This window comes from Aeromonas sp. EERV15 (assembly GCF_900079845.1).
GTDB lineage: Bacteria > Pseudomonadota > Gammaproteobacteria > Enterobacterales > Aeromonadaceae > Aeromonas > Aeromonas sobria.
In genome coordinates this window covers 101,568-126,134 of the sequence record NZ_FKKY02000005.1, presented here as the reverse complement: position 1 = coordinate 126,134, position 24,567 = coordinate 101,568, and the positions used below count along the sequence as shown (strand labels likewise).

Genomic DNA, 24,567 nt, shown 5'->3' with positions numbered 1-24,567 from the left:
TGGCAGGGATCATGACTTCTTCTCCACCTCGGGCATCGTCATCTGATGCTGGCTATGGTCCATGCCTTCCATCTTCTCCATCTCATCCGTTGCAGGCTTGGCGTCGCCGTCAGTAGCGGGCGCCTTCTCCTGATGGATGTTGGTGATGCGGTACTCATCCCCCTCCTGTATCACCTGCAGATGAAGGGTCTGCCCCTCGACCAGCTTGCTGATATCGACCCCGTCGGCGACGGTGAACTCCATCTCCATGGCGGGCCACTGCCACTCAGGGATGGGCTGGTGGGAGACCATCAGGGTACGGTTGGCCAGATCGATGCTTTCAACCTCGCCCTGGGTCCACACCTGTGCAGGGCGCACTGCCGTCATACGCTGGAAGTCCGAATCGATGGCCGACTCGGAGTCGAGCAGGAACTGCGCCGAGCTGACGATGTTATCCCCAGCCTCTACCCCTGCCTTGATGGCAACCTTGTCGCCAAACTGGGGGCCGAGAGTGACGGCGACCGACTTGAAGTTGCCATCCCCCAACGCCAGCACCAGCCGATCCTGACTGCCGGTGCGGATCACCGCTTCGCTCGGCACCACCAATTGCGGCTCTCCCTGCCCGGTGCGAATGCTCACCTTGGCAAACATATTGGGTTTCAAAAACTCGTCCGGGTTGTCAAAGCGCAGCCGCACCTTGAGGGTGCGGGTGGCAGCATCCAGGGTCGGGTAGAGGTAATCCACCCGACCCTGCCAGCTGCGGCCGGGGGCATAGTCGAGAGTCATGGTGACCGGATCCCCCACTTTCAGCTGGTCGGCCTGGCGCTCGAACACCTCGGCACTGACCCACACCTGCTGGAGGGTGCTGATGTTAAAGAGCGCCGCAGCGGGCTCCACATACTGGCCCTCGCGCACCTTGAGCTCGGAGACATAACCGCTGCTGGGGGCGTAAATGCTGATGGTTTCGCGCACCTGACGGCTGCGTTTGAGGGCGGCGATTTGATCCGCCGGCACCTGCAGGGACTTGAGCTTGCCCTCGGCAGCGCGCAGCAGCAGTGGGTTGGCCGTGTTGAGCGCCAGCAGGTATTCGTGCTGGGCGTTGACCAGATCCGGCGCGTAGAGCTCATAGATGAGGCTTCCCTTGGTGACCCTCTGCCCTTCGCTCTTGATGGCGAGGGTGCGGATCCAGCCCGCCATGCGGGCGTTGATCGCCTCCAGCCGATCCTCGTCATAACCGACATAGCCCACCGTCTCGATCTGCTGGTGGATAGGCAGTCGCTCGACCTTGGCCAGTCTTACCCCCAGGTTCTGCTGGATCTCGGGGCTGATGGTGACGGTGCCTGGCGAGCCGCTTTTCTGCTCCTCATAGACGGGGATAAAGTCCATCCCCATGTTGTCTTTGGCAGGGCCGTCGCGCCTGTCGCGGGGATCCATGGGGTTGACCCAGTAAAGGGGCGTCTTCTCTTTGACGCTGGCGCCATCGGAGGTCTGTTTGGCGGCCCAGTAGCCGCCACCGGCGCCAAGGGCAAGTAGCAGGGCCGACATCAGGACGGTCTTGTTCATGACTGGCCTCCGGCGCGGATCTGCATGCAGAAAGTGCAGGAGGGTAATGCGCCCGCGAAGGCCGCAACTTTGGACGGTGAACAGTTGGCTGGTGACATGATACGTCTTCTCTTGTGCAGGCCGCGGGGTGGTTGAGGTGCAAGGCATCACCAAAGGGGCTGGCGGCAAACGGGGCGTTGCTGACGAGTCAGCGGACGCACGGCTCCCTGTTGCTGGCTGCGCCAGTGGTCACAGGGTCAAGCGATAAAGGTGTGCAGATAGTGGCAAGGTGAGACTTGCCCTATGCACGGGAGAAGATCGTTCTAGTGGCGTAGCACCGACAGCATCAGATGTCGGCGCGGCCAGGAGGGAGGGTGAGTACCGCGGGAGCGCAGGAAGGGATCCCGCAGCCAGAGATCGAGCCTATGGCTGGCAGCCCCCAGAGAGGGGAGCAGCAACAGTGGCAAGATAAACAGGGAGAGCAGCATGCCAAACAGCGGCAGGGCGCTGGCGGCTGCCGAGATGCCGGTCTGCATCTGGCACTCACCGCTCATGGCGGCATCGTCTCCCATCCCCTGATGGCAGGAGAGGGGGACGCTACTGTTTTGGTGATCCATGATTGCCATCGGCTCGCCCATCTCGCTACCACTCGTCACCATCTTGTGTGACTGAGAGGCCATTTGTCGGGGCGAGGTGTCGAGCGCTGGTTGCGCCCCATGCCAGCTGATGCAGAGGGTCAGATTGCAGATAAGCAGCAGCGCCAGCAATAGCCGGGCCAACGCAACTGAGGGCAATCTTGCAGCGAGCTGGGTGAGTGACAATCCGGGCATCCTTCGGGATCAGATAGTTGGACTGTAAACCTTACTTTGAGGTGAAGGTCAATGTCGCAAAATGTACAAGAAGGGCGGGCTATTACGGTCTTATCGTTAAGTAATGCTTAATCATTACGTATCCCCAACTCTAATGACGTTACTGCATCCTGCCTTTAGGATGCGGGCCTGTCAGTTTTCGCTATTGAGTGATGTCCCGTCATCTCCTTGTTTGGCGTTTATCGCAGCAGGACGGGTCAACACAACATGCTTGCCAAGCCTTGCAATGGCGGGGAGCCAGGAACGAGCCGCATAACGCCGTCAGGTTTCCGGATGCTGATAGCCAAATACGTTAGATGTGATTGTTGATACGCACTCCCTGTCGGGTGCCCCTTTTGTTCATTATTCAGGAGTATCGAAATGCAGCAACGACTGCTGTCGCTGATGCTTGCTGCCTTGCTGAGCCCATCAGCAATGGCTGGCGGCCTTGCCCTCTACGAAACCAGCACCTCCAACAGTGCACTGGCCAACGCAGGGGCGGCTGCCCGTGCCCAGGGAGCAGAGACCATCGCAAGCAACCCGGCCGGTATGACCAAGCTGGAAGGCACCCAGCTGCAGGTCAATGGCGGTGTGGTATACGGCGATCTCGAGCTGGATCTGGACAATGGTGGCAATAACGGTGGCAATGCGCTGCAGACTGCCCCGCTGGGCAGCGTCTATATGACCCATGCCCTCAATGATCAGTGGGTTGTCGGTTTCGGTATGTTTGGTAGCCACGGTCTGGGTATCGATTATGGTGATGGCTGGGATGGTCGTGGTTATGCCCAGTCCGCCAAGCTGACCGGTATCGCCTTGGCACCGAGCCTGGCGTATCGCATTGACTCCAACTGGTCGGTGGGTGCCAGCCTGATCGCTATGCATGGTGCGCTGGAGTCTTCTCTGGATCTAACGCCGGGCATGGGCGATGGTCGCGAGTTTTCCGATAGCGACTGGGCCTATGGCGCCTCCTTCGGGGTGCTTTACGAGCTGGATCAGCACTCCCGCATCGGCCTGAGCTACTTCTCCGAACTGAAGTGGGAGCTGGAAGATCAGCTGTTCAGTCGCGTCAATCTCGCAGGTCTTGGTGTGGATATGATGATCCCGCAGACCGTCACCCTGAGCGGCTATCACCAGCTCAACGACCAGTGGGCCTTGCTGGCCAGCGCCAACTGGCAGCAGTGGTCCCGTTTTGGCGATATCGATGTTGCATCAGTGCTTGGTAGCCAGACCATTGATATGCACTACAAGGACACCTGGCATGTCAGCTTGGGTACCCAGTTCGATGTGACCCCAGCCCTGCGTCTGAGCAGCGGTATTGCCTATGACAGCAGCGCCGTGGACGATGCTCATCGTACCGTCACCCTGCCGATGGGAGAGGGGTGGCGCTGGGGTCTGGGTGCCAGCTATCAGCTGAGCCCGGCCACCAAGCTTGAAGCCAGTTATACCCTGGCCTGGCTGGGGGATATGGCGGTTGACCAACAGGGTTTTGGCAACAACGTAATAGGCCGTCCTGACATCTCTGGCACCTATAACAACAGCTACCTCAATTTCTTCAATATCGGTGTGCAACACCAGTTCTAAATCGTCCGTTAAGCAAGCCCCCACTGGTTGGGGGCTTGCGCATGATACTCAGGTGTCAGCCCGCAACGTGTGAACATTGGCACTGTGCAGATTGCTGACCCGCTTGTGAGCGGCTATCTGCCGATTTAAATCTGCCGTCATCAAGACGTGCTTGCTGGATACCCTGTTTACGAGGAGCAACAGATAATGTCATCCCCTCACTCATCCCTGTTCGTTCGCTGGCTCTGGCGTCTGGCGTTCATCCTGGTCACGGTCGCACTGGTGCTGTTCTTCTCAAAAGGGGCTCAGATCTATCCGGTGGATGCGGCTCAGTTCAATCACGGCGTGCCAGCCATCATGGTGTTACTTGATTCCGAGCTGTTTATGGGGGTGATCACCGTCATTACTCTCTATGTGGTGCTCTATCTGGTCCATCTGTTGTGGCAACTGCATGAAATTGCGGTACATCGCGCCAAATTGTCCGAGTCGGTGCATATCACTCTGGTGTTTGCCTTGTCCCTGTGCGGCCTGTTTATCGACAAGACCTGGTGGGTGCTGGCCATCATCATCGCCTTTGCCCGTTGGGATGTGCTGGCCGAGCGGGTGAGCCAGATCATTGGTCATGGTATTCGTCGTGGCCGTCAGCAGGGGGAGACATCATGAAAGAGATACTGCTGCCCTATATCCTGATTGTCTGGCTGCTGGTGAAGTTGAATGTGCTGCCCTGGAACCTCAAGACCGGCTTCTGGAGCACTGCCATCGGTGCCTTGTTGGCGCTTGGCTTGCTGACGACCTCCCGCCATTTGGCGCCGGTAGATTTTACCGATTCGGCGACGGTCAAGGCACCCCATGCCGTACTGGGCCCTTTGTTGGGTACCAATCAGTTTCATCAGATAGATCAAATCCATGTTGTTCATAACCAGCAGGTAAAGCGGGGACAGCCCATCTATACCCTCGCCAACTGGGAGAGTGACGGCAAGGCGCAGGCCCTGAGCCACCAGATTACCGCCCAGCAGGCCCAGAGCGTTGCCGAGCTCAGTCAGCAACAGGCGATCCAGTCGCGGCTGACCCTCAATCGCAAGGAGTTAGCGCGGCTGACCCAGCTGGGTAACTACTCCAGCATCCAGAGTCGCGACCAGTTACAGGCCCAGATCGATGGTGATGTGGCGCAGTTGAGTGCCAGTGATGCCAAGCTGAAAATCATCGGCTCCCAGGTGTTGAACCTTGAAACCGAGCTGGCGTTGCAGGAGCGCCGCAACGAAGAGAAGGTGATCCGCGCGCCGTTCGACGGCCAGGTGTCGGTGGTCAATCTGGCCAACGGTTCACGCACCGGCAACATGCACCTCTACGATACCTCGCGCAAGTTCCTCGAGTTCCGGATACCGGATCAGAGCTACCGCGCCATTGAGCCGGGCCAGTTTGCCGAGTTCTATGTGGATGCCTATCCGGGGCGCATCTTCCGGGCGCGAGTGCATTCAGTGCGTACCGGTACCGGTGAAGCCCAGCTGACGGCGATGCAAGGGGATCAGCATGTACGCCAGCATGTGGGCAACAACATGTCCAGCCATGGTCGCACCGTGATCCTCGATATGCTGGAGCCTGATGGTGTGGTGCTGCCCATCGGGGCCACGGGTTCGGCCTGGATCTCGGCACACAAGCCGCATCCATTACTCGGTTTTATTGACATCATCGGCGGGGCGACTGTGCGGCTCAAGGCGATGAAGGCCTATCTGTTTGCCATGTAATTTGCAAAAAAAAAGCCCCTCCGTGAAGGAGGGGCCTGGTCAGGGTAAGCGGGCAGGTCAGGTCTGTTTTTCCGAGCGGCCCATGATAAGCCGGAAGAACAGCGGGATAAAGAAGATGGCGATAAAGGTGGCCGCCAGCATGCCGCCGATGACCGGCCAGCCGAGGGCGTGACGGCTTGCCGCACCGGCCCCGCTGGAGGTGACCAGCGGCACACAGCCGAGGATGAAGGCGAGCGAGGTCATCACGATGGGGCGAAAACGCAGGCGCGCCGCCTCCAGTGCCGACTCGATGAGGCTCATCCCCTCTTCGTGTTTCATCACCGCGAACTCCACGATCAGGATGGCGTTCTTGGCCGCCAGCCCGACGAGCGTCACCAGCCCGATCTGGAAGTAGACATTGTTGGTGAGGCCCACCGCCCAGGTGGCGAGCAGGGCGCCGAACAGGGCGAACGGCACCGCGGTGATCACCGCAAACGGCAGGCTCCAGCGTTCGTACTGGGCAGCCAGGATGAGGAAGATCATCACGATACCAAAGCCGAATGCAGTGCCGGCGCTGCCTGCGGCCGCTTTCTCCTGATAGGCGGCACCGGTCCACTCCAGCTTGGCGTCGTTGCCCAGGGTGTCGTTGGCTACCTCTTCCAGCGCGGCGATAGCCTGACCCGAGCTGTAGCCGGGGGCGGGCTGGGCCATGATCTTGGCGGCCTGGAAGATGTTGAAGCGCTCCACCAGTTCGGGGCCGGTGGCATCACGCACCGTGACCAGACTGCTGAGCGGGATCATCTCCCCCTTGTCGGAGCGGACATAGACGTTGCGGATGTCGCTCTTCTTGGCGCGGTAGTCTGCCTCGGACTGCAACTGCACCCGGTAGGTGCGGCCGAACTGGTTGAAGTCGTTGACATAGACCTGACCGAAGGTGGCCTGCATGGTGTCAAACACCGCATTGATCGGCAGCCCCAATGCCTTGGCCTTTTCGCGATCCAGGTCGAGATAGACCTGAGGGACATTGGCGCGGTAGGTGGTGGTGACGCTGGCAAACTCCGGTCGTTGTTTGGCTGCCTCCAGGAAGCGCTCCACTTCGCCGGAGAAGGCCTGGGCGTTGCCGGTGCCACGGTTTTGCAGATAGGCTTCGAGGCCACCGGTGGTGGACATTCCCTGAATGGGTGGCGGGTTGAATGAGGCGACAAAGCCATCAGCCAGCCCCATCAGGCTCATGCCCTGGAAGGTCTTGGCCAGCGAGAAGGAGTCCTGCCCGGCACCCTGACGCTCGCTCCAGTCCTTCAGGGTAATGAAGGTCATACCACTGTTGCTGATGATGGCGTTGGAGAGAATGTCAAAGCCCGAGAAGGTGATCACATCCTTCACATTCGGGTTGGCCATGGCAATTTGGTCGAATTTTTCAGCCACTGCCTGGGTACGACTCATGGAGGCGGCATCCGGCAGCATGACGGCGGAGATGAGATAGCCCTGATCTTCATTCGGTACCAGCTCGCCCGGCACTTTCAGGAAGAGCGCGTAGATGGAGATCAGCAGTACGGCAATGATGCTGAATGCTACGCCCACCCGGCGGTTGAGGAACGCTACCCCGCGTACGTAGCGGTTGGTCAGCTTGTCAAAACTGTTGTTGAACCAGACGAAGAAGCGGGCCGGTTTGTGATGCCCCTCTTTGAGGAGTACGGCACACAGGGCTGGGGAGAGGGTCAGTGCCACCAGACCGGAGATAGCCACCGAGACCGCGACTGTGATGGCGAACTGCTTGTACATCACCCCCGTCATGCCACCCATAAAGGCGACCGGCAAGAACACGGCACAGAGCACCAGCACGATGGCGATCACCGGGCCGGAGACCTCCTGCATGGCGAGGATGGCAGCCTCTTTGGGCGAGCACTTCTTCTCGCTCATGATCCGTTCGACGTTTTCGAGCACCACGATGGCGTCATCCACCACGATACCGATGGCGAGTACCATGCCAAACAGGGTCAGCAGGTTGATGGAGAAGCCGAGCACCAGCATGCCGGCGAAGGTCCCGATCAGCGACACCGGCACCGCGATACAGGGGATCAGGGTGGCGCGGAAGTTCTGCAGGAACAGGTAGACCACCACGAACACCAGCACGATCGCCTCGAACAGGGTGTGGACTACCTCTTCGATGGAGATCTTCACGAATTCGGTGGTGTCGTAGGGGATCTGGTACTCGATATCCTGCGGGAAGCGCTCCTTGAGTCGCTCCATGGTGGCATGCACCGCATCGGCAACGGCAACGGCGTTGGCGCCCGGTTGCAGATAGGTAGCGATACCGATGGCCGGTTTGCCATTGGCGCGGGCCACCAGATCATAATCCTTGCCACCCAGTTCGACCCGAGCGACATCGCGAACCCGGATCTTGGAACCATCGGGCATGGAGCGGACGATGATGTTCTGGAACTCGGTGACATCCTCAAGGCGCCCTTTGGTCTGCACCGTGTAGGTGAAGTCGATGGGGGCAGTGGTGGGTTGGGCGCCGATCTTGCCTGCCGCGAACTGGGTGTTCTGCTCACGGATGGCGCCGATCACATCGCTCGGGGTGAGCTCGAGCTGGGCCAGTCGATCCGGCCGCAGCCAGATCCGCATCGCATAGTCGGTACCGCCAAACAGGGTGGTATCACCGATGCCGGGAATCCGCTTGAGCTCGTCGATGATGTTGAGTAGGGCGTAGTTTGACAGATAGGTGGTATCAAATGCCCCGTCTGGGGATTGCAGCGTCACCACCTGCAGGATGGAGGTCGATTTCTTCTTTACCGTCACCCCCTGCTTCTTCACCTCTTCCGGCAATTGGGCCATGGCGGCCGAGACCCGGTTGTTGACGTTGATGGTGGCCTGATCCGGATCGGTGCCGATCTCGAAGTAGACGTTGAGGTTCATCTGGCCATTGGAGGCTGAACCGGACTGCATATAGATCATCCGCTCCACACCGTTGATCTGCTGCTCCAGCGGCGCCGCCACTGTCTGGGAGATCACCTCGGGGGTTGCGCCGGGATAAAACGCTGTGACCGAGACCACCGGCGGGGTGATCTGGGGATATTGCTCGATGGGGAGCGCGCGCATCGCCGCCAACCCGCCCAGCACGATAATGATCGAAATCACGCTGGCGAAGATGGGGCGATCAATGAAGAACTTGGAAAACATACGCGCTCCTTATTTGGCCGCAGACTGGCTGATCACCTTGGTGGTGATGGCCTTCATTTCGTCGGCAGAGACAGGTTTGACCACGGCACCGGGTCGTGCCTTCATCAAGCCTTCGACGATATAGCGGTCACCGGCATTGAGGCCGCTGTCGATCAGTACGCCCTCGCTGACCACCTGACCCAGCTTGACTGGTCGGGGGATCACTTTGTTGTCGGCATCCAGCACCATCATCATGCGATCTGCCTGAGACTGAACGATGGCACGTTGGGGGACCACGATGGCATTTTTGCGCAAACCGAGATCAATGGTCATACGAACAAACTGGCCGGGCAGCAGCGCCCCCTCTTTATTGTCGAAGATGGCGCGGGCACGGATGGTGCCGGTCTGGGGATCGACCCGGTTGTCGGAGAAGTTGAGCTTGCCCGCCTCCGGGTAGAGGGAGCCATCGGCCAGACGAATATGGGTGCGCCAGGTGGTGGCATCCATCGCCTCAATCACCCCTTTCTTCACCGAGTTCTCGAACTTGAGGCGATCCTGCTCCGAGTAGGAGAAGTTGACGTAGAGGGGATCGAACTGGGTGATGGTGGTGAGCAGGCCGTTGTCGCCGCTGGTGGAGATGAGGCTCCCTTCGGACTGGGAACTCTTGCTCGCCATACCGTTGATGGGGGCGGTCACCTGGGTGTAGCTGAGGTTTAGCTCTGCCTCTTTCACTTTGGCCTGCACCGCTTGCAGGCTGGCGATAGCACCTTCGTAATTGGCGATGGTGTCATCATAATCTTTGCGGCTCACCACCTGACGTTTGAACAACGGAATGATGCGATCCCGATCGGCGCGGGCCTTGTTGAGACGCGCCTGCTCCTGTGCCAGAGAACCTTTGGCCTGCTCCAGCGCCACCTTGTAGGGCTCGGGGTCGATCAGAAACAGCTCCTGACCAGCGGTGACCGGCTGACCTTCCACATAGGTGCGCTTAAGCAGGATGCCACTGACCCGGGAGCGCACATCAATTTCGCGAAAACCGGCGGTCTCTCCCACCATCTCGGTGGTGAGCGGCACATCGGTCAGCGTGGCTTCGGCGACCACCACCGGCACGGCAGGCATGGACTGGGCTGTCTGGGTTGCGTCATCGCCGCAGGCGCTCAGTCCGCCAATCAGCGCCAGGGTCAGCAAGCTGCGTTTGTAATTATTTCGTCCTGCATTAGGCACTTGCATCATCAAACTCCTGTTGGGTCTATCCCGGTGGCTGCGTTCAGCGCGTTGTTCCATACACATCATTAACTTCATGATAAAAAAAACAACTTATTTATTAAGGGAATCAAGGATGATAGGGGGGTAACCTGAACCCAAGCTGCTCGGCATGGCAATTGGGGTTGACGATTGGCGAACGATTCATGTCTTTTCCGCGCCCGGAGTAAGTCAGCGGGGATGTTCGGCCTGGGCGAGGGCTGCCAGCAGCAGGGCGCTGCTCTTCTCGTGTTGGTTATAGCCATTAAGGGCTGAGAGTCGTTCGGCTGCGGGGCCGTGGGCTACCAGACGGCCAGCTTTTAGCTCAATTAGAGTGGTGAAGTTGCGTCTGACAAATTCGGCATCGTGACTGATGGCCACTATGGTGGTGCCCTTCGCCCGTTCACTGGCCAGCCAGCGTTCCAGAATGGCCAGCCAGCGGGGATCGAAATCCCGGCTCGGCTCGTCGAGCAGCAGCAAGGCGGGCTGCATGGCATGGAGGCAGGCCACCGCCACCATCCGCCGCTGACCTGCATCGAGATCGAGCGGATGGGATGCCGCCCACTGTGTCAGCTCGCACTGCGCCAGCGCTGCCGCCACCCGCTGGCTGATCTCCTCTCGCGGCCGCTTTTGCAGGCGCAGGCCAAAGGCTATCTCATCGTCGACCCGGCTGTGGAACAGCTGGCGCTCCGACTCCTGAAACAGAAAGCCTATCTGACTGGCGCGTGCCAGTGCCCGCTGCTCGCAGAGCGCCTGTTGTTGCCAGTTCACCGTGCCGGAGGTGGGGGCCAGCAGGCCCGCCGCCAGGCGCAGCAGGGTCGACTTGCCTGCGCCGTTATCCCCGACGATGGCTACCTGTTCCTCGCTGGCAATCTGCAACGTGATGTCGTGCAGACAGGGATTGTCCGGCGCCCATGAGAAGCAGAGGCGGTCAAAGCTCAGCATAAAACTCCCGCAAAATGGCCAAAGGGTAGGGATGGTGGTGCGGGTCGCGCGCCTGCAACGCCTCGCGCAGGGAGTCCGGCAGGATCACCCGCCCGGGTAAATGGGGCAGTACCTCGCCCAGCTCGCCGCTGGTCAGCTGGCGGCCATGGTCGAGCAGCACGAACTGTTCGCAATAGTGCGCGGCCGGAAAGAGCCGTTGTTCCAGCAAGATGACGCTGCAGCCGCTCTGCTGGCTGTAGCGGCGGATCTGCCGCAGCAGGGTGTGGCTCGCCTCCGGGGTCAGGCGGCTGAAGGCTTGATCCAGGATCAGCAGCTTGGGCGCCATCGCCAGGGCACTGGCCAGCACTACTCGCTGGGCCTGCCCTCCTGACAGGGAGAGGGGATGTTGCGTCGCCAGCTCCTCGCAGTGACAGCAAGCCATGGCGTCAGCTACCTGCCGGGTGATCTCCGCCACCGGCAGCGCCAGATTGGCGGGGCCGAAGGCCACCTCATCCGCCACCGAAAAGCAGCAGCCGGAAAATTGCAGATAGGGGGATTGCTGCACCCATTGGCGTTGGGCCGCCTGTTTATTGAGCTGCCCCCCGTCGTGGGGAGTACCGAGGATTATGCCTGTCCCGGCCAGGGTGTTGAGGTGCAGTTGGGACCAACCTCCTGCCAGCAGCTGGGCCAGCAGGGATTTTCCGGCCCCGTTGCCGCCGAGGATGGTGAGCCACTCGCCAGCGCCCAATTCAATGTCGAGAGGCCCCAGCTGAAAGTGGTCAGGGTGGGCCGCATGGCCGATGGTCAACCCTTGCAGCGAGATCATGGCCACCACCTCCAGACGATCTCCAGCAGCACCAGCATCAGTAACAGGTAGCGCAGCAGCGGCTCATGGTGCTGCTGCGGGATCTCGACCACGCGGGTGCGGGTCGGCTGGCTGCGAAAGCCGCGCAGATCCAGCGCCATGCTGCGGGTCGCCAGCTCGCTCAGCGCCTGCCCGACCAGTGGCGAGAGCAGCGGGATGGTGGCGCGCAACCGGGCTAGCGGATGGCCGTCAAAGGGGACGCCACGGGCCAGCTGGGCCTCCTTGATGGCCTGCAGCTGGTGGCCAAGCTGCTCCTTGAGCAGCAGCGGGCCACAGCAGAGGTAGGAGAGGGCGATGGGCAGCCGGCTGGCAAACAGCGCATGGACAAACCGCTCGGTCGAGACCGCCCACAGCCAGAGCTGGGCACTGGCCAGACAGGCGAGCAGGCGACACCAGAGGGGCAGAATGGGGAACGCTTCGCTGGCAGGCGTTTCTGGCATACCGAGCAGGATCCGCAACCAGGGGCCGTGCACCAGATAGAGCCCCAGTCCCAGCGGCAGCATTACCGCCAGCACCAGCTTGACTCGGGAGCGGGCCCCCGGCAGCAGCACCAGGGCGAGCAGCGGCAGCAGGCTCCAGCCCCAGAGCCAGGGGGGCGGCAGCACGCTGGCCGTGACCGAAAACCAGAGCCAGAGTGCGAGGGAGGTAAACGGGTGCATCAGCGCACGGCGGCCATCTGCGGGAAGTGGCGCAGGGTGCGCTGCGGCAGGCGGCGTACCAGCCCCCAGGCGATCAGCACGGTCAGCAGCTTGTCCAGCAGGTTGGTGCCGAGCACAGTGACGGCGACCGACTCTTGCAGATCGCTGCCCATGGCATGCAGGTAGGCAACCATAAAGTCAGCACCGCTGCCGGTGGCGCCACCAAACAGGTAGGAGCGGATGGGAATGGCCACCAGGGTGAGTGCCAGGGTGATCACCACGCTGCTCACCACTACCTTGGGCAGATTGTTGAACCAGCCTGCGCGCGCCATCAGTCCGGCGCTGAGGCCAATCATCATGGCGACCGGGGCAAAGGCCGCGGCGATGGGGCCGGTGAGCAGGCCCCACAGCAGGTTGGTGAGCAGACCGGTGGCGACCGCCATCCAGGGGCCTGCCAGAATGGCGCAGAGCACAGTCCCGATGGAGTCGAGGAAGATGGGCAGCTTGAGCATGGAGACCGCCTGTCCCGCCACCATGTTGATGGCGATGCAGATGACCATAAAGGCCAGGTTGTAGCTGGAGAGTTTACTGACGGACATAGTGATCCTCACAAGGTTCTGGGGGTAATGAGCAGCTCTTCATAGCCGGATTGGGGGCAGGGGGCACGGTCAAAACGGTACTCTTGCAGCTCCCCTATAACAAGCTCTAGGGTTGTGCGCACCCGGCAACCGGGCAGCACATGGCCGCCGCGCATCAATCCCTGCTCGTCAGAGATGGAGAGGTGCAGGTGTTCGCACTCCGGGTCCAGGGTGCCGCCGAGGGCGATCACCTCGAAGGCCCCCTCCAGCAGGGTGCCATCGGGCTGGGCGGCATAGCGCAGGTTGGCGTGGGTCAGGCTACCGACCGCCCCGGCGATCCAGGCCGCCTGCAGGCCATGCCGGGCCATATGGGCGCGCAATCCGGCGATCAGATCTTCACTCGGCAACAGGCGCAGTGCCAGAAAGCGGGCGGTAGAGAGGGGAAGTTGCGTGGTGGTCACGTCAGGCACTCCTTGCTGCAAAAAGAAGGTGCCATGAGGCACCTTGTCTGGATAGGCTGTTTACGCCCTTTTATCGCTGGCAACCGCGAGCCGCTTCACAGTTTGCAAACTCGCAGCGGCTCATTGGTTAACCTTGCGCCGCATCAGGCGAAGCAGGCCCAGATGGGGGCGTGGTCGGAGGGTTTCTCGATGCCGCGCAGCTCATAGTCGATACCGGTCTCGGTGACGGTGTCCTTGAGGGCATCAGAGGCCATGATGAGGTCGATGCGCAGGCCGCGGTTCTCGTCAAAGCCCTTGGAGCGGTAGTCAAACCAGGAGAAGCGCTCGCACTCGGTGGGATTGGCTGCGCGGAAGGTGTCGGTGAGGCCGAACCCTTTCAGGCGCTCCATCCATTCGCGCTCGATGGGCAGGAAAGAGCACTTGCCATCCCGCAGCCAGCGCTTGCGATTTGCCTCGCCGATGCCGATGTCGAGATCGGTGGGGGAGATATTCACATCTCCGATCAACACCAGGGGGTCATCCGGGGTGTGGTTGGTCTCCAGATAGTGCTGCAAATCTTCATAGAATTTCTGCTTGGCCGGAAACTTGGTCTCGTGATCCTGGCTTTCTCCCTGCGGGAAGTAGCCATTCATCACCTTGATGAGGGAGCCATCTTCTCGCTCGAAGGTGGCAATGATCATCCGGCGCTGGGCATCGTCGTCATCGGTGGGAAAGCCCTTTTCCACCTTGACCGGCTTCTTCTTGCTCATGATTGCCACCCCGTAGTGGGCTTTCTGGCCGTGAAACTCGACGTGATAACCCATGGCCTCCACATCGGCGAGCGGGAAGGCTTCATCGTGTACTTTTATCTCTTGCAGGCCGATCACATCGGGCTGGTGCTTGTCGATGATGGCTTGCAATTGATGAAGGCGTGCGCGCAGGCCGTTGATATTGAAAGAGATGATCTTCATGTTCGGGATGCTCATGTCATTTTTATAAGCCGCTATTGGACTCGGAATCAGCGTTGGATGCAAGTCTCGGGGCACAAGGGCCAGCGCTGAAATAGCGCCGACCCAACCGGCATGTGTATCGGCAATGCACCCTTTGACTTAGCGGGTCATCTTCTTGACGAAAACTACCACAAACAGCGCCAGCGTGAAGCTGCCGGTGAAGGCTTCGAAGGCGGCGAAGATCCTGGAGAGGCCGACCGGAGTGAAGTCGCCGTACCCCAATGTGGTGAAGGTGACCACGCTGTAGTAGAGGCATTCGAGCAGGAAGATGGCATTTTGCTCGAGCGGGGCACCGGGTTGGTAGATGAGGTGCTCGCCCTGAAAATGCAGTCCGCAGAAGAAGTAAAAAATGCTGCAGATAAAGATGAGCAGCAACGAGAAGAGCACCACCCGCATCGGGGCCTCGCCATAGCCGCAGAAGAGATCGACCACCCAGGAGGTAAAACGCTGGGTCGACCAGAACGGCAGTTGCAGGCGGCGCATGGTGAGCTCCTGCTGGATATAGTTGCCGGACATGGTGAAGATCCCCTGTGCCTCGGAGGCTTTGCGCAGATCCCGGTAGGTCTCTTCCGCCTCCTTGAACCAGATGCGCGCCTGTTTGGGATCCCGTTCGCGGCGCCCCTTGCGATCCTGCATCACCCGTTTGCCGGTCTGCATGTTGTCGAGCCGGGTGTTGTGCCAGCGGATGCCGAGCAGGTTGACGTCATCGAGGGTGGCGCACTGGAGGTTGGCATCACTGAGATCGGCCTTCATCAGGCTGCCGCCCTTCATGCGCAGGCCGTAGAGGTGACCACCACGCAGGTTGGCGCGATAGAGGTTGCACTGCTCCAGCAAAAATCCCTGATCGGACTCCTTGTTGACCAGATTGAGACCCGCCAGATTGGCCCGTGACAGCTGCAGGCCGTGGCAGAGTCCGCCTGCGCGAACGTACTGTTCAAGCGCCTCGGCGGTGTGAGCTTCCTGATGGGGTCTGTGGGGATCATGCCAGTGGCAGAGATCGTGCTCACCGGCTTCTTCACTGCAGTGGCGGCCATCGGCCACCAGATAACGACACATCGCCATCTTCGTTTCCCTCGGATTGCCGAACTGGTTTCAGCATAGGCGGGGATAAAGAGGGCGTGGTGGCGACTTAGCTGAGCTGGGTAAACTCCTGCCGCAGCTTGCGAAAACGCTCTTGCTGGGCCGGGTTGAGGGGGATGCCGTCGAGCACGTCCAGGGTGTCTTTGCACTCGGCGCCAAACTCCGGGCTCTTGCGGTTTTTCTGCATCAGTTGCAGTAACACCTGGATCTTGTTGAGGGCCGCGCCGGTATTGGCGGGGGCGCGGCGCAGGGCCTCGCGGAAGTGGCCGAGGGCCTGTTCCAGCTCGCCGGCCTGATAGGCCTTGATCCCCAGCTCGTTGAGCTGTTGATAGCGCTGGCGGCGCTCCAGCACCGTCTTGTCATCCCGGGTCGCCTGAATGCAGGTAGTGAGCAACCGATCTTCATCCTCCGCCAGCAGGCTCTGCAGGCTTTCGGCATATTCGAACTCGCCGAGTTGATAGAGGGCGAGGATGGTTTCGCCGAGCAGGGCGGGGGGCATGGTGGCCGGTTCATCGAGCCAGTTCTGGTTGGCGCGATAGAGCATCTTCTTGCCCTTGAGCAGCTCTCCCAGTGCAATCTGTACCCGTGCCTGACAGATCTGTTCGAACACCGGGTAGTTGAACTCCGACATCATCAGCGAATCGCGGATCCGTGACAGGGCCGAGTTGACCTGTTTTTGCAGGTTGGCAATGTGATAGCTGTCGTTGCTGTTGAGGGCATAGAGGGTCAGGGTCTGGATATAGGCCCCCAGATAGTGGGGGGTGCGGTGGATGGAGTTGCGCGACAAATCGATCAGCGAAAGCAGTACATCTTTAGCCTGGGCGTAGTCGTGGCGCTGAAGGCACACTTCCGCCAGACGGCGGGAAAGTTGTACCGACTGGGGGGAGATATCCACTGCCCGCCTGAGCTCCTGCTGCGCCTGCTCGTCATTGCCAAGGGCCAGCAGAGATTCCGCCAGCCAGCGGTGAGCTTCCACCATCAGCGGGGTATTTTTGAGGGTTGCCTGCAGGTGGCTGACCGCCTCTTCATGGAGCCCCAGAGTGTTGCACGCCTTGCCCAGTGTCAGGCGGGCCCAGCTGTTCTCCTGCCCGGCCAGCAACTGGCGCATCAAAGAGCGCGCCTCCTGCGCCTGATCCAGCTTGAGGTGGGTATCGGCCTGCACGCAGCGGCAGTAGTTTGCAAAACGGGGCACTGCATCGGCCCGCTCGGCGCAGGCGGCGATCAGGGCAGGCAGATTGTTCTCGGCCAGTGCAGTAAAAACCGTGGCCAGGGCGTTGTGCCGGGCGAGGGCGCGTTTGAGGCGAAACGAGAACTGCTCTTGAGAAAAGGGCTTCATCAGGTATTCGTCGGGTTCGGCCTCCAGCGCGCTCAGCACCATGGCGCGAGAGCTGTCGCCGCTCACCATGATCACCACGCTCTGGGGCGGGATCAGGCTCTTGTCGCGCAGGCTTTCCAGCAGTTGGCGGCCATTTTCGCCGATCCCCAGATCGTAATCGATGAGATAGATGTCGAAACTGCCCTTCTGGCAGCGGCGTCGCGCGTCCTCGGCAGTATTGGAGTAGGTGATGTTGCTGATACCCAGATTGATCAGCATCGCCTTCATCATCACCTGAAACGAGCGCTGCTCATTGACCATCAGAATGCGTTGGGGCTTGGCTGGGCTCTTTTTTTCTGGCTCTTGTTCAGGTGTCTGCATCTGTCTGGGTCGAGGCGCTGCGGGCGGATGGGAGAAAGTGTGCCACCAAAGCGCCCGCAGAGGCAATTAGCCAAGTAGCTGATTGCATACGACACCTCATGTTCCGGCGCATCCAAAGAGAAGGCTCCGCTGACGGAGCCCTCTGTTCACGCGCTTTTTTCTGCCCGCCTCTCTGTCAGTTTTTCGCCAAATAGGGGGCGAATTGGGGCGTGTACTCGGCTTTGAATCCCTGTTCGGTTTTGATGATGAGATAGACCGCCAGCTTGTGCTGTTTGGCAAATGCCATCCCCGCTTCGGGCCCCATCACCATCAGGGCGGTATCGAGGGCGTCGGCCTCCAGCGCGGTCGGGGTGATGACGCTCGCCGAGACCAGCTTGTGGGTGACCGGCTGGCCGGTGGCGGGGTCGATGATATGGGAGTAGCGCTGGCCATCCATCTCGTAGTAGTTGCGATAGCTGCCCGCGGTGCTGAGCGCCATGCCGTTGGGGATGACGATATCGGAAAACGCCCCCGGCTGATCGGAGGGTTCGACGATGGCTACTTTCCACGGCGAGCCCTTGCTGTTGTTGCCCTTGCTGCGCACCGCACCGGCCACTTCGATCAGGTAGTTGTGTACCCCCTTGTGCTCGAGCAGGGCGGCAATCTCGTCGGAGGCAGCCCCTTCACCTAGGGTAGAGAGGTCGAGATAGAGATCCGGGATCGCTTTCTCTAGCAGGAAGTGATCCCCCTGCGGGGTAAGGGTCAGCTTGTCGATGCCCACCTTGTGGCGGGCGGCAGCGATGGCCGCCTCATCGGGCCGCTTGACCGGGCGTTTGTCCGGGCCAAAGCCCCACAGATTGACCAGTGGCCCCACGGTCACATCCAGCTTGCCGTCGGTTAGCCGACCGGCATCAATGCCCTGCTGGACTATGATGGCCATGGCGGGCGGGATGACAAACGGGGTGTTGGCTGGCCCCTGATTGAAACGGGAGATGAGCGAGCCCGGATCGTAGGTGGAGATCTCCTTGTTCATCCGGGCCAGCAGGCTCTCTACGTCGCTTTTGAGGGAGGGCTCCCCACCGGGGTAGCTATCGCTCAGGGTCACCACATAGTAGGTGCCCATGGTCTTGCCCTGAATACGGGTCTGGGCAGGCGGGGTGGGTTGGCAGCCAGCCAGCGCCAACAGCAGGGTCAGCAGCAGGGTCAGCAGCAGGCCACGCAGGGCCGCCACGGTGGGCATCGCAATCATCCGGCACTCTCATCTGGAGAAGGTTCATATCGGGTTGCCAGCTTAGCCAAGGGGCGCCCGCCGGGCGAGCCCTGATGGAAGCAATCGGAGGGAAAAGGGCAGAAAAAATTAAACAGTTTTGAACCTGTGGCTGTAGTGGGTCGTATGGTCCATCCGTGAGGGAGACATTGGCGAGTACAGCACCGTCTGGTGACCTAGCCCGCAGCTTTGGCCAAAAGCCATAGCCGATTGAAGACAATTGAGTAAAATGAAGGTCGATTTAGACGGCATCTTTGCGAAGCGCTAACCGCATCCGCCAAGTCGTTGCCATCCATTGCCAATCAAAGGAGAAGATGATGAAAAAGGCGATTACCCTGCTGTTTCTGAGTACCCTGGCTGCCCCCGTGCTGGCGGATGAGTGTGCACTGGTCATCGAAGGCAATGATGCCATGCAGTACAACCTCAAAGAGATGAGCGTTCCTGCTACCTGTAAAGAGGTGACGGTCACCCTGAACCACACCGGCAAGTTGCCGGCTGCTGCCATGGGCCACAACTGGGTGCTGGCCAGCACTGCCGACTATCAGACAGTGGCGACTGCGGGGATGAGCGCCGGTGCCGAGAACGGCTATCTGCCCAAGGATGATCCCCGTGTGCTGGCTCACACCAAGCTGATCGGCGGCGGCGAGAGCAGCAGCGTTACCTTCAAGACCGACGGTCTGGCGGGCAAGGATCTCACCTTCTTCTGCTCCTTCCCCGGCCACTTCGCCATGATGAAGGGCTCCTTCAAGGTCAACTAAGGCGGTTACCGGCATCGAGCCGGTTGCCTGAATAGCAAAAGCCGGGATTGCCCGGCTTTTTCATCTCTGTTGCTTGCGTTTGGCGTGGGGTGGTATGGCTGCGAGCCGACGCCAGCGCTATTTGGCCTGCAGGGTAAAGAAGGCGATGGCAGTCTTCTTCTGGCATTCGAAGTGAATGCTCTCCTCCCCGGTCACCACCAGCGTCTCGTTGATGGCCACCTCTTTGCCCTGCACGGTCAACTGGCCGCTCAGCAGGTGGCAGAGGTAGGTTTTGTCTGGCTCGAGGGTAAGGGTCAGCGGGAAGGGGAGGTTCAGCACCCGCACGTTGGCACTGATGCGATCCGGATGGTAGATAAGCCCCAGATCGGTCACCTCTTTTTTCAGCAACTCGCAGTGGGTCTCCTCATCGCCGCTAAAGTGCGCCGCCTCGAAGGTGGCGTAAGGGTGGCCGTTGAGCACAAATCCCGCCCCGCTCACCGGCAGCAGAATGCGCTGATAACCGGGAAAGGGGGAGAAGGGGCCCGCACTCTTGATGGGGGCCGAGCTCAGTCGATAGTCAAAGTCGAGTTTGGCAAGGCTCGTCCCCTTGGGGGAGATGAGGATCTGGCTGGTGGTGCCCTGCTGGTTTTTCCAGGGCATCTTCTGGTGGTCAGCCTCTTTAATCAGGGTGATCACGGGCACTTCCTCACGATGAAAAACGCAGGGAGCCGGGGACATCAGCCCCGGCTCCCTGATAGAGATTGGCGATGGTAAAGGCGATCAGCCCTGACCATCCAGTGCAGCCAGCCGCGCTTCCATGGCGGCGAGGCGGCTCTTGAGCTCGCTCACCTCCTGCTCCAGCTCGCTCAGGCGGTCGGCGGCAGGGGAGGCATATGCCGCCGCGGGTGCCGCATCCATCATCGCCTGAATATCCACTTCGCCGCTAAACAGGTGGGCGTAGCGGGATTCCCGCTTGCCCGGCTCGCGCGGTAGCTTGACCACGAAGGGGCCCTGTTCAATGAGCTGGGCAAGTGTGGCATCCACCTCGGTGACATCATCGAAGCTGCAGAGGCGGTTGGTGCGCGAGCGCAGTTCACCCGGGGTCTGCGGGCCGCGCAGCAGCAGCTCGCAGACGATGCCGAGTTCCTGAGTGCTGAACTTGAGCTCGCCAAATTCGGTGTTGCAGAATCTGTGCTGGTAGCGGGGCACCCGGGCGTTGAAACCGGCGGTGTTGACCACCAGTCGCTTGCGGATCAGCTCGTCTATGACGGCGCGGATATCGAGTTCGGAGAGCTCCAGCACCGGCTCGCGGTTGCTCTTCTGGTTGCAGGCGTTCACCAGCGCATTGAGGGAGAGGGGATATTGATCCGGGGTGCAGATCTCTTTTTCAATCAGGCAGCCGATGACACGGGCCTCCAGCGGGCCAAGTACTAACTCCATTTCCTACTCCCTATCACATCGCGATTTCAAGAGCCCCTATCTTAGCCATGGTCCGCGCTACGTCTAGCGTTGCGCGCCATTTTTGCGAGGTAATCAGGGCGTTGGCGAAAGGCTCGCCACCCACTGTGCCGGTGCACGTCACGGCTGGCCGTGGTAGAAGCGTGCTTTATCGGCATACATGGCTTCGTCTGCCACCCTGCTGAGTTCGGTCAACGGGGTCTGGTCGCTGCTGCTCCAGCCGATGGCAAAGCGCAGCGGAAAGCTGTGCTCCCCATGCTGTACAGTGGTGCTCTGCTGGCTCGCCTCCAGTCGGGCTGCCAACTGCTGACAGGCGAGATGATCTGCCTCCGCCAGCAACACGAACTCATCGCCGCCGATCCGGAAGATCTGCTCATCCTGACGGCAGAGGGTACGCAGCTGTTGAGCCATATGATTCAACAGGGCATCGCCGGCTTCGTGACCATATTGATCATTGGTACGCTTGAGGCCGTTGAGATCGAGCATAAAGAGGGCAAGATGGCGCTCGGGATGGCGTGCCAGCACCGCCTGATAGTGCTGAAATGTCTCTTCGAATGCTTGCCGGTTGGGCAGCCCGGTGAGGTTGTCGGTGCGAGCGACCCGCGCCAGTTCATCGGTGAAGAGGCGTCCCTCTATGCCCACCGCCAGCTGTTTGACAAATAGCCGCAGGATAGCTCTGTCTTCGGTTTCCAGTCCCTCTGCACTGACCATCAGATAGCCAAATCTGACACCACTCTGACTGCCTGGCAGGGTCATGATCTTCCAACGCTCCTGCTGCCACAAACATTCGGAATATTTGGCATCCTCATCCATCAGCTGGGCCAGTTTTTCCTGAAATATTCCGCGCATGGCGATATCAACCCCCTGGGTCAGGGCGTAGCACTCTTGCCCGTCTTGGCGGATCACCAGTCCCCAGCTGTGCCCGGGATAGAGTTCGGAGATCTGCAGCAGGGCTGAGCTGGCCAGCTCGGCGATATCCAAATCCAGCTGCTGGTGCAGACCAAACTGCAGCCAGGATTGCAGGATATGGCGACTACGCGCTTCCCGGCTCAGGGCCAAGCGCAGCGCTGTGGTCTGCGCGGCGACCTCTTGCTCCAGCTCGTCGTTGAATCCGACCAGTCGCTGGTTGAAGGTCTCCTTCTCGCTATTGGCGAGCTGCAGTTGTTGATTCTGCTGATAGAGTGCTCGCACCTGAGCCGAGATGGTGTAGGCCATCTCCTGCAGCAGTTGTCGCACCTCGTCATACTCGACAAAGCGCAGCGGCGCCTGCCGTTGCTGATAGTTGCCCTTGCCATAACTGCGTACCAGCTCAGCCAGCGAGCGCAGTGGTCTGGTCAACCAGCGAGTGAGCCAGACACAGCTGATGACCACCAGTAACAACATGACGGCGATGCTGCCGGTCAGCAGTTGTTGGGATTTGTTGAGTTCGCTGACCCTGTCGGCGTTATAGCTGTAAAGGGTGATGGTGGGGGTGAGATCCTTCTCCAGCTGGGGCCAGCTGATGACCAGGGGCTGCGCCATCTGGCTCGGTGCCCGGTCATCCAACGCCTTGTCACCATGGTGGATGCCTTGGTAGAGACGAGACGCTCCCTGCGAAATCACCAGATACTCGCTTCCTTTGAGATAGGGCTCCAGCAGGTGGGCCATCTGTCGCCAGGGGAGGATAGCCATCACGAAGCCAGAGGGTGTCTGCATTACGCCAGCGCGCTGGTGGTTGCGATAGATGGGGGCCACCAGCGCCAGCCCACCGCTGTGCTCCTGCTCCATGTTGCCGACCAGCACGGGATCATCAACGGGCAGCAGCAGATGCTTGCCCTGTTTGGCCTCGCGGGTCTTGCTCCAGGCCATCAGCTGCGGCATCAGGTTGCTCGCTTCGAGGTGAGATGCCTGACCATGGATGTACTCCACCACCTGTCCCTGGTCATTGATCAGATAGGCCGAGGTCAGCAGGCTGTTGGACTTGATGAAGGTGGCCAAAGCCAGCCGGGCATGGCTGGAGAAGAGGAAGTTGTCGAGGGCCTGATGGAGCACCCGATCCTGGCTGAGCTGGTTGATCTGGGTGCCGGTCAGCTCGCTGCGAAAGCGCGCCTCGCGGGTCATGCTGGTGAGGGCGCGCTCCAGTTGTGACTGTTCACTCTGGGCAATGATCTGGTGCTGGCGGATTAGCAGTACCGTGCTGGCCAGCAGGGCGGGTAGCAACGCAACGGTAAACAGGATGATGATGAGGGCTGGGCCCAGACGAAAGGTGCGGCGATTCATGGTGACGTGACCTGCCGGTATTGTTGATCTGCCAGTTGTTGCATATAGCGGGCAGTTTCGGGGGCGCCGAGCCCCTCCTTGAAACGCTCGAATCCCTTGTCCATCGCCTGCCAGGCAATCGACATGGCGCTGTCAGAGGGCATGGGAATGGTGACAGTGAACTGTTCCAGCAGCACTTTTGTCAGCGGGGTAGGGTGGCGGCTAATGGTGGTAAAGGCCTGCTGATTGACCGGTAGCAATGACCCCTGTTGATAGATGAACTGCTGGATATCCTGGCGTTGGATAAAGGCCAACAGTGCCTGGATGGCATCCCGTCGATCCTTCTCCTCCATCGCTTTGCGGGAGGCGGTTATCACATAAGCACCACTCATGGAGTGCATGGGACGGGTTTGCCAGTTGGGCAGCAGGGCAACTCCCAGCTGATCCCCCATGTTTTTCACCAGATCATTGAAGGCCCAGTCCCCGTTGATGAGGTAGGCGCTCTTACCTTCATTAAAACGGGTGAGGGCGGTGTCATAGTCGCAGTCGGGGTCGATCCATTGCTCGCTGGAAACCGTGCGGTAGGCCTCCAGCGCTTGCACCATGGCCGGGGTATCGAGGGTGATGCGCCCCTTGCTGACCGGTGTACCACCAAAGGTGTGCAAAAATGCGGCGAAATAGTACATGTCGTTATATGGCCAACTGACGGGGTAGACCCCTTTGGCCTTGAGAGCCGGTGTGATGGCGGCCAGTTGCTGCCACCGGGTCACTGGGGCTGATACCAGCGCCTTGTTGTAAAACAGCATCAGATGGTTGCCCTGCATCATGGGCATACCCCAGCGCCGGGCATCGAGAGTGACATAGTGCAGAGCATTGTTCATCAGTTCGGATGAGAACCACTCATCAGGGATGGGCGATAGCCGCATCTGCTGATAGAGGCCGATAAAATCGGAAGGGACCAGCATCAGATCGGGCAACCCTTTGGCCTGGGCCGCCAGCAGAATATCTGCCTTGATCTTGTCTGGCTCGAACTGGAGTGCCCGGACCCGGTGGCCGCTCTCCTGATTGAAGCGGGCTATCACCTGATCAATGACATAACCGGCTTGCTGGGAATGCCATAACTCCAGCTCCTGCGCTCGCAGAGAGTGGCAGCAAGAGAGCAGGCAAAGCAGCAACAGATGATAAAATGGCTGTTTTTTACGCATATTATCATCGCCCTTATTGATTGCATCCCAAGGCAAAAATGTAACAAACAACGGACGCTGTCGATAGCGCTGTGGGTCAACTAATTGACAGGAATAACAAAAAGCCCGGCTCTTGAGCCGGGCTGGGGGATAAATTGCTTATCCGGGTAATCTTCGAGGCATCTAGTGTGGATGTTGTTTGAGGATGTCGTATATCTCCTCTTTCAGTTTAAGTTTCTGTTTTTTCAGATCCTTCACCTCAGAGCTAAAGTCGCTGGCGTGGTGCTTTTCCAGTTTCTTAATCTCCTCATCCAGGTCGTTATGCAAGTCAAACTTTTTCTGGAAATGGACATCACTGCTCTTCAGTTTAGAGATGAGATCTCTGTACTCCGGGAACATGTAATGGAACCTCCTTG

The 24,567-nt window shown here is 59.9% G+C and carries 22 protein-coding genes; 4 read left to right on the top strand and 18 right to left on the bottom strand.

Translation table 11 applies throughout. From position 1 onward, the window contains the following. Positions 1–9 precede the first annotated feature (9 nt). Positions 10–1,542, bottom strand: coding sequence for an efflux RND transporter periplasmic adaptor subunit (locus BN4575_RS06105; RefSeq protein WP_068977538.1), 1,533 nt, complete (start codon positions 1,540–1,542; stop codon positions 10–12). Between the two features lie 302 nt (positions 1,543–1,844). Further along, a complete protein-coding gene (locus tag BN4575_RS06100; protein ID WP_068977537.1) occupies positions 1,845–2,351 on the bottom strand; it encodes a hypothetical protein in 507 nt (168 codons plus the stop codon). 399 nt (positions 2,352–2,750) lie between these two features. On the opposite strand from BN4575_RS06100, the gene BN4575_RS06095 reads away from it, so the two are divergent. From BN4575_RS06095 to BN4575_RS06085, 3 genes are all read left to right on the top strand, one after another. Beyond that, positions 2,751–3,950, top strand: coding sequence for an OmpP1/FadL family transporter (locus tag BN4575_RS06095; protein ID WP_068977536.1), 1,200 nt, complete (start codon positions 2,751–2,753; stop codon positions 3,948–3,950). 186 nt (positions 3,951–4,136) lie between these two features. After that, positions 4,137–4,592, top strand: a complete 456-nt coding sequence (locus tag BN4575_RS06090; RefSeq protein WP_068977535.1) for a hypothetical protein — start codon at positions 4,137–4,139, stop codon at positions 4,590–4,592. Next, the gene (locus BN4575_RS06085; RefSeq protein ID WP_068977534.1) at positions 4,589–5,674 is read left to right on the top strand and encodes an HlyD family secretion protein; all 1,086 of its coding nucleotides are present in this window, start codon (positions 4,589–4,591) and stop codon (positions 5,672–5,674) included. Before BN4575_RS06090 ends, BN4575_RS06085 begins: the two co-directional genes overlap by 4 nt. 57 nt (positions 5,675–5,731) lie before the next feature. Here the strand turns inward: BN4575_RS06085 and BN4575_RS06080 are convergent, their stop codons facing one another. The 11 genes from BN4575_RS06080 to BN4575_RS06030 form a co-directional block, all read right to left on the bottom strand. After that, on the bottom strand, positions 5,732–8,836 hold the full coding sequence (locus tag BN4575_RS06080; protein WP_068977533.1) for an efflux RND transporter permease subunit: 3,105 nt from the start codon (positions 8,834–8,836) through the stop codon (positions 5,732–5,734). Between the two features lie 9 nt (positions 8,837–8,845). Beyond that, entirely contained in the window at positions 8,846–10,045 is a 1,200-nt protein-coding gene (locus tag BN4575_RS06075) for an efflux RND transporter periplasmic adaptor subunit (RefSeq protein ID WP_068977532.1), read from the bottom strand. A 204-nt stretch (positions 10,046–10,249) separates the two neighbouring features. Beyond that, the gene (locus tag BN4575_RS06070) at positions 10,250–11,002 is read right to left on the bottom strand and encodes an energy-coupling factor ABC transporter ATP-binding protein (RefSeq protein WP_083221007.1); all 753 of its coding nucleotides are present in this window, start codon (positions 11,000–11,002) and stop codon (positions 10,250–10,252) included. Beyond that, positions 10,989–11,807, bottom strand: a complete 819-nt coding sequence (locus BN4575_RS06065; RefSeq protein WP_068977530.1) for an energy-coupling factor ABC transporter ATP-binding protein — start codon at positions 11,805–11,807, stop codon at positions 10,989–10,991. Before BN4575_RS06065 ends, BN4575_RS06070 begins: the two co-directional genes overlap by 14 nt. Beyond that, complete coding sequence (locus tag BN4575_RS06060) at positions 11,804–12,505, bottom strand: energy-coupling factor transporter transmembrane component T (protein WP_068977529.1); 702 nt, start codon at positions 12,503–12,505, stop codon at positions 11,804–11,806. The genes BN4575_RS06065 and BN4575_RS06060 overlap by 4 nt, the downstream gene beginning before the upstream one ends. Continuing rightward, positions 12,505–13,083, bottom strand: coding sequence for an ECF transporter S component (locus BN4575_RS06055; RefSeq protein WP_042018813.1), 579 nt, complete (start codon positions 13,081–13,083; stop codon positions 12,505–12,507). Before BN4575_RS06055 ends, BN4575_RS06060 begins: the two co-directional genes overlap by 1 nt. An 8-nt stretch (positions 13,084–13,091) precedes the next feature. Beyond that, positions 13,092–13,523 carry a PPC domain-containing DNA-binding protein gene (locus tag BN4575_RS06050; RefSeq protein ID WP_068977528.1) on the bottom strand — a complete coding sequence of 144 codons (432 nt, stop codon included), beginning with the start codon at positions 13,521–13,523 and terminating at the stop codon, positions 13,092–13,094. A 143-nt stretch (positions 13,524–13,666) separates the two neighbouring features. Beyond that, a complete protein-coding gene (xthA, locus tag BN4575_RS06045) occupies positions 13,667–14,473 on the bottom strand; it encodes an exodeoxyribonuclease III (RefSeq protein ID WP_068977527.1) in 807 nt (268 codons plus the stop codon). A 138-nt stretch (positions 14,474–14,611) separates the two neighbouring features. Then, positions 14,612–15,574, bottom strand: coding sequence for an ion channel (locus BN4575_RS06040; RefSeq protein ID WP_068977526.1), 963 nt, complete (start codon positions 15,572–15,574; stop codon positions 14,612–14,614). 67 nt (positions 15,575–15,641) lie between these two features. Next, complete coding sequence (locus tag BN4575_RS06035) at positions 15,642–17,288, bottom strand: tetratricopeptide repeat-containing response regulator (protein ID WP_068977525.1); 1,647 nt, start codon at positions 17,286–17,288, stop codon at positions 15,642–15,644. Positions 17,289–17,463: 175 nt separating this feature from the next. Further along, positions 17,464–18,516 (bottom strand): FAD:protein FMN transferase, encoded by a 1,053-nt coding sequence (locus BN4575_RS06030; protein ID WP_068977524.1) that lies wholly within the window; start codon positions 18,514–18,516, stop codon positions 17,464–17,466. 335 nt (positions 18,517–18,851) lie between these two features. Here BN4575_RS06030 and azu point away from each other — a divergent pair, with 335 nt between their 5' ends. Next, positions 18,852–19,292, top strand: coding sequence for an azurin (azu, locus tag BN4575_RS06025; protein WP_042018827.1), 441 nt, complete (start codon positions 18,852–18,854; stop codon positions 19,290–19,292). 117 nt (positions 19,293–19,409) lie between these two features. Here the strand turns inward: azu and BN4575_RS06020 are convergent, their stop codons facing one another. From BN4575_RS06020 to BN4575_RS06000, 5 genes are all read right to left on the bottom strand, one after another. Beyond that, positions 19,410–19,967, bottom strand: coding sequence for a HutD family protein (locus BN4575_RS06020; protein WP_068977597.1), 558 nt, complete (start codon positions 19,965–19,967; stop codon positions 19,410–19,412). 84 nt (positions 19,968–20,051) lie between these two features. Continuing rightward, positions 20,052–20,711 (bottom strand): YceH family protein, encoded by a 660-nt coding sequence (locus tag BN4575_RS06015; RefSeq protein ID WP_068977523.1) that lies wholly within the window; start codon positions 20,709–20,711, stop codon positions 20,052–20,054. A gap of 138 nt (positions 20,712–20,849) precedes the next feature. Next, positions 20,850–22,988: a GGDEF domain-containing protein gene (locus tag BN4575_RS06010; RefSeq protein WP_068977522.1), complete on the bottom strand. Its 2,139-nt coding sequence runs from the start codon at positions 22,986–22,988 to the stop codon at positions 20,850–20,852. Beyond that, the gene (locus BN4575_RS06005; RefSeq protein WP_068977521.1) at positions 22,985–24,172 is read right to left on the bottom strand and encodes a sugar ABC transporter substrate-binding protein; all 1,188 of its coding nucleotides are present in this window, start codon (positions 24,170–24,172) and stop codon (positions 22,985–22,987) included. The genes BN4575_RS06010 and BN4575_RS06005 overlap by 4 nt, the downstream gene beginning before the upstream one ends. Before the next feature lie 162 nt (positions 24,173–24,334). Next, positions 24,335–24,550 carry a YdcH family protein gene (locus tag BN4575_RS06000; protein WP_068977520.1) on the bottom strand — a complete coding sequence of 72 codons (216 nt, stop codon included), beginning with the start codon at positions 24,548–24,550 and terminating at the stop codon, positions 24,335–24,337. Positions 24,551–24,567: the final 17 nt, after the last annotated feature.

What these genes read in the sequence shown, in the direction of transcription:
- BN4575_RS06035 (WP_068977525.1), bottom strand. Translation starts at nt 17,288, where the DNA reads ATGCAGACACCTGAACAAGAGCCAGAAAAAAAGAGCCCAGCCAAGCCC.
- azu (WP_042018827.1), top strand. Translation starts at nt 18,852, where the DNA reads ATGAAAAAGGCGATTACCCTGCTGTTTCTGAGTACCCTGGCTGCCCCC.
- BN4575_RS06015 (WP_068977523.1), bottom strand. Translation starts at nt 20,711, where the DNA reads ATGGAGTTAGTACTTGGCCCGCTGGAGGCCCGTGTCATCGGCTGCCTG.
- BN4575_RS06055 (WP_042018813.1), bottom strand. Translation starts at nt 13,083, where the DNA reads ATGTCCGTCAGTAAACTCTCCAGCTACAACCTGGCCTTTATGGTCATC.
- BN4575_RS06040 (WP_068977526.1), bottom strand. Translation starts at nt 15,574, where the DNA reads ATGGCGATGTGTCGTTATCTGGTGGCCGATGGCCGCCACTGCAGTGAA.
- BN4575_RS06085 (WP_068977534.1), top strand. Translation starts at nt 4,589, where the DNA reads ATGAAAGAGATACTGCTGCCCTATATCCTGATTGTCTGGCTGCTGGTG.
- BN4575_RS06010 (WP_068977522.1), bottom strand. Translation starts at nt 22,988, where the DNA reads ATGAATCGCCGCACCTTTCGTCTGGGCCCAGCCCTCATCATCATCCTG.
- xthA (WP_068977527.1), bottom strand. Translation starts at nt 14,473, where the DNA reads ATGAAGATCATCTCTTTCAATATCAACGGCCTGCGCGCACGCCTTCAT.
- BN4575_RS06070 (WP_083221007.1), bottom strand. Translation starts at nt 11,002, where the DNA reads ATGCTGAGCTTTGACCGCCTCTGCTTCTCATGGGCGCCGGACAATCCC.
- BN4575_RS06075 (WP_068977532.1), bottom strand. Translation starts at nt 10,045, where the DNA reads ATGCAAGTGCCTAATGCAGGACGAAATAATTACAAACGCAGCTTGCTG.
- BN4575_RS06005 (WP_068977521.1), bottom strand. Translation starts at nt 24,172, where the DNA reads ATGCGTAAAAAACAGCCATTTTATCATCTGTTGCTGCTTTGCCTGCTC.
- BN4575_RS06095 (WP_068977536.1), top strand. Translation starts at nt 2,751, where the DNA reads ATGCAGCAACGACTGCTGTCGCTGATGCTTGCTGCCTTGCTGAGCCCA.
- BN4575_RS06065 (WP_068977530.1), bottom strand. Translation starts at nt 11,807, where the DNA reads ATGATCTCGCTGCAAGGGTTGACCATCGGCCATGCGGCCCACCCTGAC.
- BN4575_RS06000 (WP_068977520.1), bottom strand. Translation starts at nt 24,550, where the DNA reads ATGTTCCCGGAGTACAGAGATCTCATCTCTAAACTGAAGAGCAGTGAT.
- BN4575_RS06080 (WP_068977533.1), bottom strand. Translation starts at nt 8,836, where the DNA reads ATGTTTTCCAAGTTCTTCATTGATCGCCCCATCTTCGCCAGCGTGATT.
- BN4575_RS06100 (WP_068977537.1), bottom strand. Translation starts at nt 2,351, where the DNA reads ATGCCCGGATTGTCACTCACCCAGCTCGCTGCAAGATTGCCCTCAGTT.
- BN4575_RS06105 (WP_068977538.1), bottom strand. Translation starts at nt 1,542, where the DNA reads ATGAACAAGACCGTCCTGATGTCGGCCCTGCTACTTGCCCTTGGCGCC.
- BN4575_RS06060 (WP_068977529.1), bottom strand. Translation starts at nt 12,505, where the DNA reads ATGCACCCGTTTACCTCCCTCGCACTCTGGCTCTGGTTTTCGGTCACG.
- BN4575_RS06030 (WP_068977524.1), bottom strand. Translation starts at nt 18,516, where the DNA reads ATGATTGCGATGCCCACCGTGGCGGCCCTGCGTGGCCTGCTGCTGACC.
- BN4575_RS06090 (WP_068977535.1), top strand. Translation starts at nt 4,137, where the DNA reads ATGTCATCCCCTCACTCATCCCTGTTCGTTCGCTGGCTCTGGCGTCTG.